Below are 17,092 nucleotides of genomic sequence, written 5' to 3'. Positions count from 1 at the left end.
GGACGGCGGCGTATCGGATCGCGGGGGCAATGGGGCCACCGCGGCCGGAGCCCGGGGATCGCCGCCCCGGGGAAGGGTATCGGCAAACGTGAAGGTCGGAATCCCACGCGAGGTGAAGAACCACGAGTACCGCGTGGCGATCACTCCGGCGGGCGTCAACGAGTTCGCCCGCAGCGGCCACGAGGTGTACGTCGAATCCGGCGCCGGTCTCGGGTCGTCCATCACCGATGAGGAGTTCGTCGCGGCGGGTGCGCGCATCCTGCCGACCGCCGACGACGTGTGGGGCACCGCGGAGCTGGTGCTCAAGGTGAAGGAGCCGATCGCCGAGGAGCACCACCGGATGCGCCCGGGACAGGTGCTGTTCACGTACCTGCACCTGGCCGCGTCGAAGGAGTGCACCGACGCGCTGCTGGACCGCAAGGTGACCGGTATCGCGTACGAGACGGTGGAGACCGCGGACCGGACGCTCCCGCTGCTGGCCCCGATGTCCGAGGTGGCCGGCCGGCTGGCTCCGCAGGTCGGCGCGTACCACCTGATGCGCTCCGGTGGCGGCCGTGGCGTGCTGATGGGCGGCGTGTCCGGCGTGTACGCGGCCAAGGTGGTCGTCATCGGCGCCGGCGTGTCCGGGATGAACGCCGCCGCGATCGCGCTCGGCATGCAGGCCGAGGTGCTGCTGCTGGACCGGAACATCAACAAGCTGCGCTCCGCGGACGCGATCTACCAGGGCCACCTGCAGACCGTGGCGTCCAACGCGTACGAGGTGGAGCGCGCGGTGCTGGACGCCGACCTGGTCATCGGGGCGGTGCTCGTGCCCGGTGCCAAGGCGCCCACGCTCATCTCCAACGACCTGGTGCGGCGCATGAAGCCGGGCAGCGTGCTGGTCGACATCTCCATCGACCAGGGCGGCTGCTTCGAGGACTCGCGGCCCACCACGCACGCGGACCCGGTGTACAAGGTGCACGACTCGGTCTTCTACTGCGTGGCCAACATGCCCGGCGCGGTGCCGCACACCAGCACGTACGCGCTGACCAACGTCACCCTGCCCTACGCGCTGGAGCTGGCCAACCACGGCTGGCGGGAGGCGCTGCGCCGGGACCCGGCGCTGGCCCTCGGGCTCAACACGCACGACGGCCACGTCACCTACGGCCCGGTGGCCGAGGCGCACGGGATGGCGAGCGTGCCGCTGCGGGAGGTACTCGCATAGCGGGGGACATCGAGCGAGCGGTGCGGACGTACCTGGACCACCTGACGGTGGAGCGCGGGCTGTCCGCGAACACGCTTTCGTCGTACCGGAGAGATCTGCACCGGTATGTGACCACCTTGACCGCCGCGGGCGTCACCGGCCTGGCCTCGGTGACGCACGCGGACGTGGCGGGTTATGTGGCGGCGCTGCGCGGCGGCGACAGCGAGCATCCGCCGCTGTCGGCCGCGTCGGCGGCGCGGGCGGCGAGCGCGGTGCGCGGGCTGCACCGCTTCGCGGTGCGCGAGGGTCTGGTGGAGCACGACGCCAGCCGGGACGTGCGCCCGCCGGCGCTGCCGCGCCGGCTGCCGAAGGCGCTCGATGTGTCCGATGTGGAACGGCTGCTCGCGGCCGCCGGCGAGGGATCGGCGCTCGCGCTGCGCGACCGGGCGCTGCTGGAGTTCCTGTACGGCACGGGAGCGCGCATCTCCGAGGCGGTGGGCGCCGCGGTCGACGACGTGGACCTGGACGAGGGGACCGCCCTGCTGCACGGCAAGGGCGGCCGGACCCGGCTGGTCCCGATCGGCGGGTACGCGTGCACCGCGCTGCGCCACTACCTGACCGGGGGCCGGCCGGAGCTGGCCGCCGGCGGGCGGGGTACCCCGGTGGTGTTCCTGAACGCCCGCGGCGGACCGCTGTCGCGGCAGAGCGCGTGGACGATCCTGCACCGCGCGGCCGGGCGGGCCGGGCTGCCGGTCGACGGCCCGCGCGCGGTGTCGCCGCACACGCTGCGGCACTCGTTCGCCACGCATCTGCTGGACGGCGGCGCGGACGTGCGGGTGGTGCAGGAGCTGCTCGGACACGCGTCGGTGACCACCACGCAGGTCTACACGCTGGTCACTGTGGAGCGGCTGCGGGAGGTGTACGCGACCGCGCATCCGCGGGCGCGGTAGCCTCGCAGTGCCGGTGGGGAATAGTTGTCACGCACGCGTGACAACTGCGAAGGTCGTGCGTTTGCACTAGTGTGAAGCGGCCCCGTATCCCCGGAGTGTCGGACCAGCTTGGTCCCCGCGCGTGGCGTACAGTCGGGCAACGGCCCGGACTACGTGCGGCGGCGCAGCGGGGTCCGGAGGGCTCCGGCGCCGAGCAGTCGTCGGGAGGGGGCGCGCAGACCATGGCTGGTAACGGTGAGCGGGTCGAGTCGTGGACCTCGACGCTGCGCGCTGAGCAGCACGCGATGGACCTGGGCGCCGAGCTCGGCCCCGCCGACCCGGCCGCCTACACCATGCGCCGCCCGATCCCCGAGCCGATGCCCACCGACCGCCACGGTCCGGCCCGCATCATCGCGATGGCCAACCAGAAGGGCGGCGTCGGCAAGACCACCACCACGATCAACCTCGGTGCCGCCCTCGCCGAGTACGGTCGCCGGGTGCTGCTGGTCGACTTCGACCCGCAGGGGGCGCTGTCCGTCGGGCTGGGCGTCAACCCGCACAACCTCGACCTGACCATCTACAACCTGCTGATGCAGGACGACGTGCACGCCGAAGACGTCGTCATCAAGACCGACGTGGCCGGGCTGCACATCCTGCCGGCCAACATCGACCTGTCCGCCGCCGAGATCCAGCTCGTCAACGAGGTCGCCCGGGAGATGGCCCTGGCGCGGGTGCTGCGCAGCGTCCGCAAGGAGTACGACTACATCCTCATCGACTGCCAGCCGTCGCTGGGCCTGCTGGCCATCAACGCGCTGACCGTCGCGCACGGGGTGCTGATCCCCCTGGAGTGCGAGTTCTTCAGCCTGCGCGGCGTGGCACTGCTGCTGGACACCATCGACAAGGTCCGCGAGCGGCTCAACTTCGACCTCGAGCTCGAAGGCATCCTCGCCACCATGTACGACTCCCGCACCACGCACTGCCGGCAGGTGCTGCAGCGGGTGGTCGAGGCGTTCGGCGACAAGGTCTACCAGACCGTCATCACCAAGACGGTCAAGTTCCCGGAGTCCACGGTTGCCGGCGCGCCGATCACCACGCTGGACCCGGCGTCCTCGGGCGCGCGCAACTACCGGCAGCTGGCCCGCGAGGTCATCGCCGCGCAGTCTGAGCGGTAGGTATACCGTTCCTGCTGTGGAAGCACCGCCCGCTGACGTCGCGCCCGCGTCGGGCAGGTTCACCGTGCGGCTGGCCAACTTCACCGGGCCGTTCGACCTGCTGCTGCAACTGATCGGCAAGCACAAGCTCGACGTCACCGAGGTGGCCCTGCACCAGGTGACCGACGAGTTCATCGCGTACATCCGGGGGATGGGCGACGCCTGGGACCTCGACGAGGCCAGCGAGTTCCTGATCATCGCGGCCACCCTGCTCGACCTCAAGGCCGCCCGGCTGCTGCCCGCCGCCCAGGTCGAGGACGAGGAAGACCTCGCCCTGCTGGAGGCCCGCGACCTGCTCTTCGCCCGGCTGCTGCAGTACAAGGCGTTCAAGGAGGCGGCCGCCCACATCGCCGGCCTGGAGAGCGCCGGCGCCCGCCGCTACCCCCGGGCGGTCACCCTCGAACCGCGGTACGCCGAGGCGCTGCCCGACCTCGTCCTCGGCATCGGCCCCGACCGCCTGCTGCGCCTGGCCGTCAAGGCGATGACCCCCAAACCGGTGAAGGTCGTCTCCGTCGACCACATCCACCAGGTCCGGGTCAGCGTCCGCGAGCACGCCGCCCTGCTGCGCGACCGGCTACGCCGGGCCGGCACCGCCACCTTCCGGGTGCTGTGCGCCGACTGCCAGTCCACCCTCGAAGTGGTCGCGCGGTTCCTGGCGCTGCTGGAGCTCTACCGCGAAGGGCTGGTGAGCTTCGCCCAGGTCCAGGCGCTGGGGGAGCTCACCGTCCGCTGGACCGGCGGCGACGACGCCGGGGGCGAGCTCGACATCGACGACTATGAGGGTACGCCGGCCGCGGCGGCTGACGGTAAGGAGTCGGACAGTGACGGGTGAGGAGCGGCGCGACTCGCTCGCCGACCAGGCCGCCGACTGGGTGCCACCGTGGGAGCGGCCGGACTACGTACCCCCGGCGCCCGCTCCGTCCGTGCGCCCCGAGCCTTCGCCTGAGCCTTCGCCCGAACCCGAGGTTGAGGCCGTCGTGGAGCCCGAGCCCGAGCCTGAGCCCGTCGAGGAGCAGAGCGCGCTCGCACTCATCGACGACGCCGAGCTGCGCGGCGCCCTGGAAGCCATCCTGCTGGTCGTCGACGAGCCGGTCACCGAGATCACCCTGGCCCAGGTGCTGGAGCAGCCGACCGAGCGGATCGCCGCTCTCCTCCCGGAGATCGCGGCGGCCTACACCACCGCCGGGCACGGGTTCGAGCTGCGCCGGGTCGCCGGCGGCTGGCGGCTCTACACCCGCCCCGAGTACGCCCCGTACGTCGAGCGCTTCGTCCTGGACGGCCAGTCGGTGCGGCTCACCCAGGCGGCGCTGGAGACCCTGGCCGTGGTCGCCTACAAGCAGCCGGTCACCCGTTCGCGGATCTCCGCCATCCGCGGCGTCAACTGCGACGGCGTGATCCGTACGCTGGTGTCGCGGGGCCTGGTCGAGGAGTGCGGCACTGAGCCGGACAGCGGTGCCTTCCTGTACCGTACGACGACCCTGTTCCTGGAAAAGCTCGGACTGGACACGGTGACCGACCTGCCGCCGCTGGCCCCGTTCCTGCCCGACGATGTCGAGGAGATCTCCGATGCCTCCTAACTCTTCGACGCCTCCCGGCCAGGAGCGCCTGCAAAAAGTGCTCGCGTCGGCCGGCGTCGGCTCGCGGCGGGCCAGCGAGGAGCTGATCGCCCGCGGCAAGGTCATCGTCGACGGGCGGGTCGCCCGGCTCGGCGACAAGGTCAACCCGGAAACCGCGGAGATCTACGTCAACGGCGAGCGGGTGGTGGCCGACACCCGGCTGGTCTACATCGCGATGAACAAGCCCCGCGGCGTGGTGTCCACGATGGCCGACGAGCGCGGCCGGGAGGCGCTCGCCGACTACCTGGGCAGCGTCGAGCAGCGGGTCTACCACGTCGGGCGGCTGGACGCCGACAGCGAGGGCCTGCTGCTGCTGACCAACGACGGCCAGCTCGCCCACAAGCTGATGCACCCGTCGTACGAGGTGCCCAAGACGTACCTGGCCGAGGTGGCGGGCCCGATGTCGCGGGCCGCGAGCCGGCGGCTGCTGGCCGGCGTGGAGCTGGAGGACGGCCCGGTGAGGGCCGACTCGTTCAAGATCGTGGACACGCTGGGGCGCACCGCGCAGGTCGAGATCGTCCTGCACGAGGGCCGCAAGCACGTCGTACGGCGGCTGCTGGAGGAGGTCGGGCACCCGGTGTCGCGGCTGATCCGGACGGCGATCGGTCCCATCAAGCTCGGTGACCTGAAGGTGGGCCGCACGCGCCGCCTGTCCGCCACCGAGGTCGCGTCCCTGTTCCGCGCCGTCGAGGATTAATTCATAGGCGGGTCAGGGACTAGCAGCGCGTCCCGCATGCGTTCGGACAGCCAGGCCCGGAACGCGTCCTCGGTCCAACCGCAGTGCCGCACCAGCGAGTCGTAGAGGGCCGGGTCGTTGAAGATCCACAGGACGTCGACCGCACGCTCCACATCGGAGCCCTGCCGCAGCGCGCCGAACGCCTGGACCTTTTCCACGACCATGCGCGAACCGGCTCGGCGGTTGCGCAGCAGCGTCTCCCACACCTCGGTCACCTCGGGCGCGTTGTCGGCGGCCCGCCGGACGGTCTCGAAGATCCGGGCCGCGCGGCTGCTGATCAGGGTGCACACGCCGGCGTACGCGTCCAGGACACTCGCCTGGGTGTCGGCCTCGAAGACCGGCCGGAACCAGGGTCGCTGCGCGACCGGTACCGGCTCGTCGTCGCCGGCCAGGGCCTCGTCCAGGACCTGGCGCAACAACGCCGGCTTCGACCCGAACGCGGCGAACACGGTGGGACGGGCGACGCCGGCGGCGACCGCGACGTCGGCCAGCGAGGTCCCGGCGTAGCCGCGCGTCACGAACAGCTCCGCCGCGGCGCCGACAACCGCCCGACGGGTACGGCGCGCGCTCTCCTCGCGTACCGCTGACCGGTATCGCCGTGTCGGCTTTTCGTCCTTGACACCGTCCATGACATGACCACACTATCAGTCTATTCACTAGACGCTGTCTATCGAAAGTAGGCTTCGTGTCCAGTCCGTACCTGCTGCGGTCCGGCGAGGGTGAGGCGCATTGGTTCCTGGGCAGCCTCGCCACCGTCAAGGCCGCCGGCGAGCAGACCCGCGGCGCCGTCACCGTCGTCGAGTTCGTCAATCCGCCCGGGTTCGCCCCGCCCCTGCACCGGCACCAGGTCGAGGACGAGATGTTCCTCCTGCTGTCCGGCGCCGCCGAGTTCCGCTGCGACGGCACGAGCTTCCCCGCCGGGCCCGGCGACTTCGTGCTGCTGCCCGTCGGGTTGCCGCACACGTTCCTCGTCGCACCGGATGAGCCGATGCGCGCCCTGCAAATCACCAGTCCCGCCGGCTTCGAGCGGTTCGCCGCCGAGGTGGGCAGGCCCGCCGGCGAGCGGCGACTGCCCGACCCGGCACCGATCGACCCGGCCGCTCTCGGCCACGCCGCCGCCCGGCACGGCATCGAACTGCTCGGACCACCCCCACAGCACTGACCACGGCCAAAAGCACGGGAGGACAGCACATGACAGATGTACGGGGTCGCGGGTGGCGCGCGTGGTGGTTGTCCGCCGCCGCTGTCGCCGTGATGAGCGCCGCGGCGGCCTGCGGGTCGACACCGGCCGAGCAGCCGGCCCGGGCGGGTGACGCCGCACCGGCCTCGGCCGGTGCGGCGGCCGAGGCGAAGCAGGTCGACGTCTGCGCGCTGCTGACCGTCGACGAGGTCACGCAGGTGATCGGGGCCCAAGGCGGCACCGACCCGCAGGCCCGCACCAAGGGCAACGGCGGCGGCTCCTGCGTGTGGGAGAACCCCGACACCTACCACTCGATCACCGTCGAGATCGGCGGCCCGGGCACCGCCGTCACCGGCAAGCTGCCGGACGAGTCCCCGTACGGCCAGACCGAAGCCGGTCCCGACGGCATCCGCTTCGCGTCCGGGGGCATCGCCGAGTTCGTCGTGCGGGACCGCGCGTGCGAGATCCAGGTGGTCACCAACGCCGCCGGCACCGCCGACCGGACCACCGCGGTCCGGCTGATCGGACTGGTCCGTGGCCGTGCCTGAGCGGCTCGCCGCGATCGTGGCCGCGGCGGTCGTGGCCCTCGCCGCGGCCGGTTGTGGCGGCGCCGACGAGGTCACGCCGCCGGCCTTCGCCGATCAGCCCGCCATCGAAACCACGGCCGGGGCGGACCCCGTCGCCAGCGCGACCCCGGTACGGGCGGTCGACCCGTGTGCGCTGGTGTCGAAAGTGGACGCCGAGCGGCTCGCCGGAACGCCGCTGCGGGAACCGGTGCCGGGAGCCGAATCCTGCACCTACACCGGCCCGGCGAGCGGACCCACCGCCCAGGTCGAGGTCTACGTCGGCGACGGGGCCAAGAAGATCCTCGACATCGATCGCGAGCTCGGCCACGACCTGCGGCCCATCGCGGGCGTCGGCGACGAGGCGCACATCGAGGACGGTGCCGTCTTCGTCAGCAGCGACGGCGTGTGGATCGCGATCCGGCTGGTCAGCCTGGCCGACCCGGCGGTGTACCGGAAGGCGCTGGAGGATCTGGTCCGGGCCGTGGTGACCCGGCTGTGAGACGCGGCTTGTGGCGTCCCGTGGCAGCGGCGGTGAGCGTCGCCCTCATGCTCACGACCGGGTGCTCGGCCGACGAACGGGTGCAGGACCCGTGGAGCGAGCCGGCGGTGCGGTTCGGCCAGGCGCCGCGAGCACACCCGGACGTCACCTTCCAGCCCGACGTCGTCATCGTCGGCGGGGGCGGCGACGCCATCAGGTCGGTCACCGCGGACGGGCTGACCTGGCGCATCGACGGCCGGGCCGAGCGGGCCGACCAACTCGTACCCGGCAAGGTCATGTTTGTCACCAACCGCGGCGTGGGCCGGGTGCTGCACGTCGAGAGCGACGGCGACGATCTGCTCGTGACGGCCGGACCGGTGGACCTGACCGAGGTGATCCGGGACGGCACGTTCGAGCGGACGGGCGTCACGCTCACCGAGACGCCCGTCATCTACCCGGTCGGCGACGCGTTCTGGGCCGATCCCGACCGGGCCGCCACCGGCCCGGCGGGCGGCACCGGCGGCGGCACCGGCACCCGCGCTCACGCACCGGCCCCGGGTCCGGACCGGCCGCTGCGACCGCCGCCGACCCGCGGCCGCAGCGCCGAGGCCAAGCCCGGCAGCTTCTCCGCGGGCGTGTCCCTGACCGACGGCGCCAACGTGAGCTTTTACTACAGCAAGGACGGCACCAAGGTCGCCGGAAACCTCACGCTCACCTTCACCGCCCCGTCGGTGGACTTCTCCTTCTCGGTCCGCGGCGGGCGCGTCACCCGCGCCGAGTTCGAGATCAACGGCGGGTTCGGCATCCGGGCGGGGATCGAGGCCGGCATCCACGGACAACAGCGGGACATCGTCATCGAACGCCCCATCCCGTTCGAGTTCGCGTTTCCGCTCGGCCAGGTGCTGGGCGTGCCACTCAGCCTCACCATCGGACAGACGATCAAGGTCGTCACGGCGTTCGGCACCAGCCTGGGCACCATGAAGGGCACCGGCGAGTTCTCCGTCGCGGGCGGGCTCGGCTTCGGGTACGCGAACGGGTCGTTCGGCCCCCGCGTCACCCGCAACGTCGCGCGCAAGAAGAGCCTCCTCAACTCGATCACCGGGCTGCCCGTCGGCGTCATGGGCCTGCTGGTCGAGCACCGGGTCAGGTTCAACGTCGGCTTCAACGCCCACGTGCTGGCCGCCGGTGTCTACTTCGAGCTGCGCACCGCGTACGGCATGACCGCCGGGTCCACGCTGGGCGCGGTCGGCACGCTGGGGACCCCGTTCGTGCAGTGCCGAGGGGTCGGGCTCGGCGTCTGGGCGCACTACGGCATCGGGTACACGATCCTCAAACCGGTCGCCGACGCGATCAACGCGTTCATCGATCTGCTCAACGTGGGACCCATCCAGATACCGCACATCAGCACCACCGGAGGTATCGCCTCCCGCCCGTGGGAGGTGTACACGAACGAGGAGGTCACACCGGACGTCAAGCTCTGCGGGCACACACCCGGTCACGCCGGAGCCTGAGCCCGCTGTCGGGCGCCGTTCATGCCGGGTCGGGGGTAGGACGAGCGCTTGGCTCGGTCGCTCCCACAGGCGGCTCGGGTCGTTGAGCGGGTCGACGTGCCACATCCGGACCGGGATGGTGGGCGCGGACAGCCGGCCTTCCCGCACGGTGGCCAGCACCCCGGTCGTGAGCGGGGTCGCCGTCGTTTCGAGGCTGGTCAGGTAGTCCTTGCCGGCCGGTGGGCGGTCGGGCAGTACGGCGTCGGCCAGCAGCACGGCGTCCCACATGGAGATCAGGTAGGTGCCCAGGTCGTTGGGCCGGCACGGTTGGCTGGTCAGTTTCGCGGCGGCGTCGAGGGTGCAGGCGTTCAGGAGTTGCCCGTCCTGGGCATTGCCGGCGCGACCCGCGCAGGCGAAGGTCTCGCCCGGGTCGAGGTTCAGTACGTCGCGCGAGGCGTCCATCTGCTCGGTGAGCGTCGTGAACATCTCCGGCGTCAGGTCCGAGCATCCGGGACCGCCGACGTAGTAGTCGACCGGCCAGTCCGCGTTGCTGACCGCGCGTAGCTGGTAGTTGGCCATGAATCGGCTCACCGAGACGTCCGCGATGACCAGCTGGGGCCTGGAGTGGCCGCAGACGTCGTTGATTCGCCGGACGAAATCGGCGAACCGCGTCCATCGGTCGGCGAAGTACAGCACCGTCGGCGGCCCGTCGGCGTGGGCCGCGCAGGCGGTGTCGTCGATGCGATCGAGGTTGGACAGGTGCCTGGCGGTGGCTCCCGCGGTTGGCTTCACCGCGGCGAGCAGGTCGTTGACCAGGGAGGTGGTGTATTGGTCGGTCGGGTCGATGTGTTGGTAGATGTCCAGCCGGAATCCGTTGGGGAAGCGGTGTTTCAGTCGGTCCGCGGTGTCCCCGGCATAGTCCATGTTGGACGGAGCGAGTTGAAGGTATCCGGGGCGATCCACGAACGGCCGGCCCGGCGCGCCCAGGTCGGCCAGCAGGTTCGGGGCGATGAAAGGGATGCCGGCGTCGAGGAGCCGGTTGATCGCGCGTTGCGTGATGTCGCGGCTGTCGCCGCCGCCGATGACGACCACGCGCGGGCCCAGCGCCTCTCGACGTTCGATGATCAGCTTTGCGATGTCGTCGGCGTGCCTGACGTCCTGGGTGGCGTCGGCGATGACCACGTGTAGCCGGTGGGTGCCGGCGTCGGCGATCTGGGTCTGCGCGAACAGCAGCGCGCGCAACTGGTCCCGCTCGGACGGGTAGTCCCGGCCGTCCGCGCATCGGGTGGCATCGGCCGGGAGCGGGTCGCAGGACAGGGCGCCCAGCCACACCACGGTGAGGTCGCCTTCGCGCAGTGGCTGGTTGTTCGTCAGGATCCGGTGCTCCAGCGCGGTGGTGACCGGGTCCCGGCCGAAGGCCGGCGTGGCGAACACGCCGGGGTCGGCGGTGTCGAGCAGGCCGTAACAGCGGTCGCCGTCGGCGGTGGCGCGCAGCACCGTGATGCCGGTCGAGGTCGGCAGCGTGTAGCAGCGGTTCATGACGCCGGGCAGCCAGTCGGCGCGGGTCCAACCGAGAAAGCCCAGCATGAGGGTGAGTACCACGAGGATGGCGTGGTGTGTGGTGGTGAGCGCCGGTTGCCGGATGAGCCGGCCGAGCTTGTCCGAGACCAGGACCGGAAGGACCACCGCGGCCACGGAGATGGCCAGGGCGCGGGCCTCGGTGCTGCCCTGGAAAATGTTGGACACGAAGACGGTGGCGACCGCGAAGACGACGGCCGTGCCGCCCAGCAACGCGACCAGCCGGAGGTTGGGGCTCAGCAGCGTGGCGATGGCGGCCACGGCGATCGCCACCAGGATCGTCCACACGCCGACGTAGCCGGTGATCGCCGCGTGGACGACCAGGATCAGCAGGGCGAGCACGGCGGCGAGTCGGGACCGGGAGCGGGTGGCCACGAATGAGGTCAGGCGGGACGTCGACAGCCAGTCCCCGGACTCGGAGGACGCCTGCGCCTGGGTGAGCAGTGTGCGCAGCTTCCCGTAGAGCCAGATCGCCGCCCAGAGCGCGGCGGAGGCGGCCACGACGAGGACGATCGACCAGAACCCGGAGGCCCCGGCGAACAGCGCACGGACCACGATGAGACCCGCCAGGATTACCGCTGCCAGCCGGAGTACGACGTCCACGGTCAGCAATGACCGCAAGAACCTGCCCGGATGCTCACGGTCTGGCATTGGCACCTCACGAGGCCGACGGCATAGGTCCTCCCGATGGTATTGACCTTCGCCAACTCCAGCCTCCGACGTCCCTGAAGCGTCGATCTTGAAGTTGTCATGCCCAGATGTCCAAAAGGGAACCTGACAACTTCAAGATCGGCGAGACGGGTCTTGGCCGAGTGCCAGGTCGGCGAGGAGATCGTCCAGCAGCCGCTCCTCCATCACGGCCCGGCCGACGCGGCCCATGGCCGCGGACAGCGACGGATCCCACGGGCTCTGTGCCGGCACGCCGAGCAGCGCCGGTCCCGATCCGGCCGCGCCGAGATAGTCCGCGCTGGTCATGCGCCAAGGGACGGCGCGTGGGTAGCGTCTGAGCGCGCCAGCGGTCAGGCGTATGCCGGACCAGTCAAAGTCGTTGCGCCACCTGATCCGGGCGTGTGGCGCGTACCCGAGAAGCCGGTGCGCGGCGGCCGAAGGCGTGCCCTCGGTGCAGACAAGCGGCTTGGTCCGTGCGCCGAGGGTGGCCGTGGCGGCGCGGAGGACCGCGGGGTTCTCGCAGACGAAGATCTCATCGCAGGCCAGCCGTAGGGGCGCGAGTCGCAGTTGGTGGAGTGTGACGCGCATCGGGATGCCGGCCAGCCGTGCCTGGTCGAGCCAGGAGCCCACCAGGCCGCCGGCGGCCGGCAGGTTGAGCACCAGTACCTGACTGGCGAGGTCGTCAGGGACCACCCCGGCCGACTCCCACAGCGCCCGTTCCTCTTCGCTGTTGGTCGGGGCCGGGATCCCCTGCCATGCGGCGAGGGCGCGTAGGACCAGGCCGCGCACCGCCCCGTCGGCGAGGGCCTTCGTATCGTCCAGGACCCGTTCGGCGAACACGGGCATCGGTTCGTCGGCCGCTGGCAGCGCGTCCAGCACTCGGATGACGTTCCGGAAAGGCAGTCCGGCGCGGACGATGCGGGTCAGGGTGCCGTCCCGGCGTAGGCCGTCCAGCCATTCCTCGTACCAGCCGGCCGTGCCGTGGCGTCCCCGCCGCGCGGCGGCGAGGGCCGCGTCGCGGGCCTGTACCTCCTGCTTGAGCTCGCCTGGCCGGTCGCGTAACGGCTTGTCCGCCGACAGGATGTCGGCAAGGCCGATCGCATGCGTGGCCCGCAGAAACGCGTCCAGCTCCGCCAGGGGGACGGTCAACCGCTGGGCGCCCGCCGACCGGTGCGTGCCGGTGACCCCGATGACCACCAGACGCTCCGCCTCGGTGGGCGCGGTCACTGAGACGGAGCCGTCGAGTGATCCGCCGGTGCGTTCGAGGCTGCGCCGCGCCGCCGCCAGCAGCCTTGCCCAGCCGGGGTCGCCCAGCAGGTCGGTCATTCGTCGGCGCTGTCGAAGGCCAGTTGAGGCACGGCGTCGTCGGGGGCGGCGGGTGCGCGGCGAGTCTCGGGCGAGCCGAGAGCGCGGGCGAGGCTGCCGTCGAAGTCGGCGATGTTCGCCGAGCCGTCCCAGACCAGCAGCACCGTGGAGACCGTATGCTCCACCGCCGAGTGCGACAGGTCGTAGTGGGCGGCACCGCTAACCGCCGGGTGTGCGGCCCAGAGGTCGTACCCGGTCATGAACAGGTCCAGGTCGAACTGCTTGGCCAGTGCCATCAGCTCGCCCCGGCCGTTGTCGTCGACGCCCGCGAATGCCTCGTCGAGCCCGAGCAGGCGAGGTGCCTCCGGACGCGCGGAGCCGAAGAGGGCGTTCGCGGCCGCGAAAAGGGGCAGGTGCAGGGATACCGACTGCTCACCGCCGGAGAGCTGGCTGTGCCGTGCCCGGGTGAGCGCCTCGGTGCCGCCGCCGGGGCGGTGCAGGGTGAACGCGAAGACCCGCCACCGCCGGTAGTCGAGGACGTCGGCCAACAGGTCGCGGTACGGCTGTTCGGGCGCGGTCGCGCGGGCCGTCTTGATACGGGCGGCGAAGTGCCGCCGAAGCGTGGTGAGCTGGGTCGGTCCCAGGCGCGCCGGATCACGCTCCAGCAGCTTGCACACTTCGCGTTGCTCCGGGTCGAGGTCGTCGGAGAGCCGCCAGCCCACGCCGACGGTCAGCCCGGACGACATGCGGCGGGCCCGCATCTGGGTGTCCATGCCTTCGACCAGGTCGCGTGCCTCGATGGTGCGGCGGTGGATCTGGCGGGCGAGCTGGCCCAGCAGCGCGTCCTCCAGGATTCGCTGCTCGGCGTCGGTGAGGAGCTGCTCCTGGTCCGCCCGCTCGCGGCCGATCCGCTCCGCGAAGCGGGCGACCGGGCTGAGCCCCTGCTCGTCGGCGACCCGCACGACGATCACGCCGTCGTCGGTGTCCCACTCCGGCCGGTGGTCGAGGCCGGATGCGGGAAGCTGCGCCTGGAGCTCGGACAGTGCGGAGGTCAGTCGGGTCGCACTCTGCTTCAGGGAGGTTTCCGTCGGGCTCAGCTCGCGGGTGGCGGCGAGGATCGCGTCGTGCAGCGCCACGATCTGCGGGTCCAGGGCGGCGTCCGCCGTCCCCGCCTGTGCCGGCCAGCGCAGATCGGTCGGGCAGCGCAGCAGGCCCAGCAGGTCGGGATGCGAGTACGGCCGCAGCCGCAGCGCCTCGTGATGCGCCTCCTGGACGGCGTCGGCCAGGGCCTGCTCGCTCAGCTCCACGCGGGTACGGGCGGAGGAGCATCGCTCGCGCGCGGCGGTGACCTGTTCGCGTGCGTGGGCCAGTGCCGCCTCGGCCTCGGTGATCTCGCCCTGGACCCGGGCCACGTCGGCCAGGACCTGCTCGGCCTCGGCCCCGATGGTGGCGCGCAACGTCTGGTACGCCTCGTTCTTCTCCTCGTACCGCAGGGTCGCCTCGTGCTGCGCGGCCTGCGTGTCGGCGAGCCGGTCGTGCGCCTCCTCGTGCCGGCCCTTCGCCTCCCGCTGGGCCTCCGCGGCCCGGGTGGCGGCCGGGCCGGCCGCGTCGAGGCGTACACCCAGCTTCTCGAACCGGGCGGTGGCGTCGGCGACCTCGTCGACCCGGTCGGCGGGGAGGGCGCGTTCGGCGGTGGTGCGCCGCAGTGCCGCGCCGGCCGCGGCCTGTTCGGCGAGCGCCTGGTCGAGGCGTTGCGCGGCGGCGGCCGCGGCCGCCTGGTGGGTGCGCAAGGTCGCGGCGGCCCGGTCCAGCGCGCGCAGTGCGGTGTGGATGGGCGCCGAGGACGGCAGGTCACCGGCGGCAGTGTCGATCGCGGTCAGCACGCCTTCGATGGCCGTTCGCTGCCGCTCCACGTCCGCGATCTCGGCGTCGAGTGTGGACAGTGTCCGGTCGCAGTCGGCGATCCGGGCTGCGCGGCGGGCCGCGCGCGCGGTCGCGCCGATGTACTCCGGTGCCGGCTTGGTGTACGCGCCGAGGATGACATCCTGCGCGTACTGGCCGGATTGGCCGATCGTCGTGGCTGCCGGTGTGTCCGGCGTGAGGGTGTCTGTCAGCGCGATCGACGCCAGCACGGCGCTAATCCGGTCGACGGTGACGTCGTCCTGTTCCTCGGGCAGGAGCACGTCGGCGAGTGTCCGGCCTTCGGGCCGGCGGCTCTGCGGCAGTGCGATGAGGTAGCCGTCCTGCTCGCCGCTTTGCAGAGCGGTCGCGGTGGCCGGTTGGGCCGGGTGCACCCAGGCGTCGAGCAGTCCCGCGGCCTGCAACGCCGACTCGATCCCGGCCGCGTCGGTGTCGCTGACGGCGTCGGCGAACCGGACCAGCCGCCACAGCGGGGCGCCGGCCCGGCCGTCGCGCGCCGCCGGCCGGGTCGCCGCCGCCGGCGGGGCGTCGTCGTGCTCGGCGGCGATCCGTGCGCGTTCCGCGGCCACCTCGGCCCGCCGCTCTCGCAGCGACGCGTGGCGCGAGCGCACCGTGGCGAGCGCGTCGCGCCGGATGGTGACGGCCGGCGCGGTCGCCTCGGCGTACGCCTCCTTGAGGGTCGGCGCGCCCGGCTCGCCGGTGGCGCTGACGGCCGCGCGCAGGGCCGGTGCGAGCTGCGGCGTGCCGATCTCGGCCAGCAGGTCGGTGTGGAGCTTTTCCCATCGCTGCACGTCCGCGTCGCCTTGGCGTCGTGCCTGCTCGACCGCGGCTTCGGCGCCGCGTTCGGCCTGCTCGGCTTCCTCGGCCGCCGCCACCGCGGCGGCCGAGTCCTGGGCCGCCCGTACGTGATCGCGTTCGGCCTGCAGCAGCCGGTCGGCGTGCTCGCGGACCGCCCGCACGTCGTGGCGCCGGGCGGTGACCCGGGCGCTGATCCGGGTGGCCAGGCCGTCGCCGCGGGCGTCCTCGGCGGACCAGGAGATGCCCGCCGCCTCGGCGTCGAGTAGCAGGTCGGCGGCGAGGCGGTGGACCGCCGTTTCGGCGTCGTGGGCGGCCGCCGCGGCCCGTTCCCACTCCTCGTGCCGCCGCGTGACCGTGGCCCGCTCGGCCCGTACCGCGGCGACGGCCCGCTCCGCGGCGGCGGACAGGTCGCGGACGTGCCGTTCGAGGTCGGCGAGCTGTTCGTGTGACCGGTACGCCGCCGAGCTCTTCAGGCTGTCCAGGTGGGCGCGGAGCCGGCCCGGCTCGCCATCGGCGGACAGCAGTTGGCCGGTCGCCGCCTGCTCGGCCGCGGTGGCTTCGACCAGCGCGCTCCGTGCGGCGGCCGAGGCCGTGCGGCGCTGCTCGGCCGTGGAGCGCCGCCCGGTCAGGGCATCGGCCGCCGCTCGCGCGTGGGTGCGCAGATAGGTCGAGTACACGGACAGGAAGGCGGCCGTCGCGGCATCGGCGGCGACCAGACCCTCCAACGTCCGGGCCACCGCCTCCATGTCGTCGAAGGAGGCGGCGGCCTCGACCAGCAGGTGGTCGTCGACGGGTCGAAGGCCGCGCTGCAACGTGCGGGACAACTCAACCGGGTTGAGATCCTTGGCGAGCTGCGGCTTGCGGAGGGTCAGCACGAGGTCGAGCATCTGCTCGTAGCGGGCTGGCCCGAGCCCGAAGAGCCGGGCGTCGACCAGGTGTCGGTACTCCTCGGGCGAGTCGCGTACCGCGTCGGCGCCGAGCCGCGCGATCAGGTCGCGGCGGCTCAGCGGCCGGTCATCCGCGTCGAGCAGGGAGAAGTCGACGCCTACCCGGCCCTCGGTGACGAAGTGCCACCGCGTGACCCGGTCGACGTGGCGGTGTGCCCGCAGGCCGATGCCGATCGTGACGTACTGGTCGCCGTAAGCGAACTCCATCCAGACGTACGAATGCGCGACCTCCTGGCCGCGGTAGAGCAGGTTGGACTTCATCGTGCGGTCTTCGCTGGCGAAGGGGTTGAGCCGGCGGGGCTCGATGCGCCCGTCCAGCAGAAATGGAAACAGCACCTCCAGCGCCTTGGTCTTTCCGGAGCCGTTCGGCCCGCGCAGCACCAGCCAGCCATCGACGAAAAGGAACTCCTCGTCGCGATAGTCCCAGAGGTTGATGATGCCGGCACGAGTGGGCGCGAAGCGCAGTTCGTACATAGCGTTCCTTGG

The 17,092-nt window shown here is 72.0% G+C and carries 15 protein-coding genes; 12 read left to right on the top strand and 3 right to left on the bottom strand.

Going from position 1 to position 17,092, the window contains the following annotated elements; all coding sequences use genetic code 11:
• Positions 1 to 88: 88 nt before the first annotated feature.
• From ald to Prum_RS07280, 6 genes are all read left to right on the top strand, one after another.
• Positions 89 to 1,204 carry an alanine dehydrogenase gene (gene ald, locus Prum_RS07305; RefSeq protein WP_178132642.1) on the top strand — a complete coding sequence of 372 codons (1,116 nt, stop codon included), beginning with the start codon at positions 89 to 91 and terminating at the stop codon, positions 1,202 to 1,204.
• Entirely contained in the window at positions 1,201 to 2,133 is a 933-nt protein-coding gene (locus tag Prum_RS07300; protein WP_178132688.1) for a site-specific tyrosine recombinase XerD, read from the top strand. The genes ald and Prum_RS07300 overlap by 4 nt, the downstream gene beginning before the upstream one ends.
• A 221-nt stretch (positions 2,134 to 2,354) precedes the next feature.
• On the top strand, positions 2,355 to 3,284 hold the full coding sequence (locus tag Prum_RS07295; RefSeq protein ID WP_173075061.1) for a ParA family protein: 930 nt from the start codon (positions 2,355 to 2,357) through the stop codon (positions 3,282 to 3,284).
• Positions 3,285 to 3,300: 16 nt separating this feature from the next.
• The gene (locus Prum_RS07290; RefSeq protein WP_246277715.1) at positions 3,301 to 4,155 is read left to right on the top strand and encodes a segregation and condensation protein A; all 855 of its coding nucleotides are present in this window, start codon (positions 3,301 to 3,303) and stop codon (positions 4,153 to 4,155) included.
• Entirely contained in the window at positions 4,100 to 4,900 is an 801-nt protein-coding gene (scpB, locus tag Prum_RS07285; RefSeq protein WP_371871198.1) for an SMC-Scp complex subunit ScpB, read from the top strand. Before Prum_RS07290 ends, scpB begins: the two co-directional genes overlap by 56 nt.
• Positions 4,872 to 5,636 carry a pseudouridine synthase gene (locus Prum_RS07280; protein WP_173075057.1) on the top strand — a complete coding sequence of 255 codons (765 nt, stop codon included), beginning with the start codon at positions 4,872 to 4,874 and terminating at the stop codon, positions 5,634 to 5,636. The genes scpB and Prum_RS07280 overlap by 29 nt, the downstream gene beginning before the upstream one ends.
• Here Prum_RS07280 and Prum_RS07275 read toward each other — a convergent pair.
• A complete protein-coding gene (locus tag Prum_RS07275; RefSeq protein ID WP_173075055.1) occupies positions 5,633 to 6,304 on the bottom strand; it encodes a TetR/AcrR family transcriptional regulator in 672 nt (223 codons plus the stop codon). The genes Prum_RS07280 and Prum_RS07275 overlap by 4 nt on opposite strands.
• A gap of 56 nt (positions 6,305 to 6,360) precedes the next feature.
• On the opposite strand from Prum_RS07275, the gene Prum_RS07270 reads away from it, so the two are divergent.
• From Prum_RS07270 to Prum_RS07245, 6 genes are all read left to right on the top strand, one after another.
• Positions 6,361 to 6,837 carry a cupin domain-containing protein gene (locus tag Prum_RS07270; protein ID WP_173075053.1) on the top strand — a complete coding sequence of 159 codons (477 nt, stop codon included), beginning with the start codon at positions 6,361 to 6,363 and terminating at the stop codon, positions 6,835 to 6,837.
• Positions 6,838 to 6,866: 29 nt separating this feature from the next.
• Positions 6,867 to 7,403 carry a hypothetical protein gene (locus tag Prum_RS07265; protein WP_173075051.1) on the top strand — a complete coding sequence of 179 codons (537 nt, stop codon included), beginning with the start codon at positions 6,867 to 6,869 and terminating at the stop codon, positions 7,401 to 7,403.
• The gene (locus Prum_RS07260) at positions 7,390 to 7,920 is read left to right on the top strand and encodes a hypothetical protein (RefSeq protein ID WP_246277714.1); all 531 of its coding nucleotides are present in this window, start codon (positions 7,390 to 7,392) and stop codon (positions 7,918 to 7,920) included. The genes Prum_RS07265 and Prum_RS07260 overlap by 14 nt, the downstream gene beginning before the upstream one ends.
• Positions 7,921 to 7,967: 47 nt before the next feature.
• Complete coding sequence (locus Prum_RS07255; protein WP_173075049.1) at positions 7,968 to 9,410, top strand: hypothetical protein; 1,443 nt, start codon at positions 7,968 to 7,970, stop codon at positions 9,408 to 9,410.
• A 603-nt stretch (positions 9,411 to 10,013) separates the two neighbouring features.
• Positions 10,014 to 10,577 (top strand): hypothetical protein, encoded by a 564-nt coding sequence (locus Prum_RS07250; RefSeq protein WP_173075047.1) that lies wholly within the window; start codon positions 10,014 to 10,016, stop codon positions 10,575 to 10,577.
• 3 nt (positions 10,578 to 10,580) lie between these two features.
• A complete protein-coding gene (locus tag Prum_RS07245; protein WP_173075045.1) occupies positions 10,581 to 11,348 on the top strand; it encodes a hypothetical protein in 768 nt (255 codons plus the stop codon).
• A 402-nt stretch (positions 11,349 to 11,750) separates the two neighbouring features.
• Here the strand turns inward: Prum_RS07245 and Prum_RS07240 are convergent, their stop codons facing one another.
• Positions 11,751 to 12,962: a TIGR02679 family protein gene (locus Prum_RS07240; protein ID WP_173075043.1), complete on the bottom strand. Its 1,212-nt coding sequence runs from the start codon at positions 12,960 to 12,962 to the stop codon at positions 11,751 to 11,753.
• On the bottom strand, positions 12,959 to 17,080 hold the full coding sequence (locus Prum_RS07235; protein WP_173075041.1) for a TIGR02680 family protein: 4,122 nt from the start codon (positions 17,078 to 17,080) through the stop codon (positions 12,959 to 12,961). The genes Prum_RS07240 and Prum_RS07235 overlap by 4 nt, the downstream gene beginning before the upstream one ends.
• Between the last annotated feature and the right edge of the window lie 12 nt (positions 17,081 to 17,092).

Source organism: Phytohabitans rumicis, assembly GCF_011764445.1.
GTDB classification, from domain to species: Bacteria; Actinomycetota; Actinomycetes; order Mycobacteriales; family Micromonosporaceae; genus Phytohabitans; species Phytohabitans rumicis.
Note: the sequence above shows the minus strand (reverse complement) of the source record. Positions and strands in the feature narration are given on the sequence as shown.

Excerpts from the sequence above, each read along its gene's own strand:
- scpB (WP_371871198.1), top strand. The coding sequence starts at position 4,100 with ATGAGGGTACGCCGGCCGCGGCGGCTGACGGTAAGGAGTCGGACAGTG.
- Prum_RS07255 (WP_173075049.1), top strand. The coding sequence starts at position 7,968 with ATGCTCACGACCGGGTGCTCGGCCGACGAACGGGTGCAGGACCCGTGG.
- Prum_RS07240 (WP_173075043.1), bottom strand. The coding sequence starts at position 12,962 with ATGACCGACCTGCTGGGCGACCCCGGCTGGGCAAGGCTGCTGGCGGCG.
- Prum_RS07295 (WP_173075061.1), top strand. The coding sequence starts at position 2,355 with ATGGCTGGTAACGGTGAGCGGGTCGAGTCGTGGACCTCGACGCTGCGC.
- Prum_RS07265 (WP_173075051.1), top strand. The coding sequence starts at position 6,867 with ATGACAGATGTACGGGGTCGCGGGTGGCGCGCGTGGTGGTTGTCCGCC.
- Prum_RS07235 (WP_173075041.1), bottom strand. The coding sequence starts at position 17,080 with ATGTACGAACTGCGCTTCGCGCCCACTCGTGCCGGCATCATCAACCTC.
- Prum_RS07280 (WP_173075057.1), top strand. The coding sequence starts at position 4,872 with ATGTCGAGGAGATCTCCGATGCCTCCTAACTCTTCGACGCCTCCCGGC.
- Prum_RS07275 (WP_173075055.1), bottom strand. The coding sequence starts at position 6,304 with ATGGACGGTGTCAAGGACGAAAAGCCGACACGGCGATACCGGTCAGCG.